Origin of the sequence: Enterobacter sp. SECR19-1250, assembly GCF_013391025.1 — a bacterium.
Lineage (GTDB): Bacteria > Pseudomonadota > Gammaproteobacteria > Enterobacterales > Enterobacteriaceae > Enterobacter > Enterobacter cloacae.
On record NZ_JACASJ010000323.1, the window covers coordinates 1 to 357 of the forward strand.

Consider the following 357-nt stretch of genomic DNA (forward strand, 5'->3'; position numbering starts at 1 on the left):
TGAATTATTCTCAGACAATCCCGGCTAATGTCAGCTATAACGAGTATCAGTTTGTTATTGTGCAGGCGCGTTCTGACGGGTTTGTCGAAAAAGTCTACCCCATGACGATTGGCGATCATGTGAAGAAGGGGACGCCACTTATCGATATTACCATTCCGGACTGGGTGGAAGCACAGAGCGAATTCCTTCTGTTATCCAGCACCGGTGGTACTTCCACGCAAATTAAAGGCGTTCTGGAACGGCTTCGCCTGGCAGGTATGCCGGAAGAGGATATTCAGAGACTGCGTTCTACCCGGAGCATTCAGACCCGTTTTACCATTAAAGCACCTATTGATGGTGTCATTACTGCATTTGACC

At 48.2% G+C, this 357-nt stretch carries 1 protein-coding gene; it reads left to right on the top strand.

Features of this window, described 5'->3' with window-relative positions; all coding sequences use genetic code 11:
- A partial coding sequence (locus HX884_RS26830) for an efflux RND transporter periplasmic adaptor subunit (protein WP_178329065.1) occupies positions 1-357 on the top strand: 357 nt, incomplete at both ends.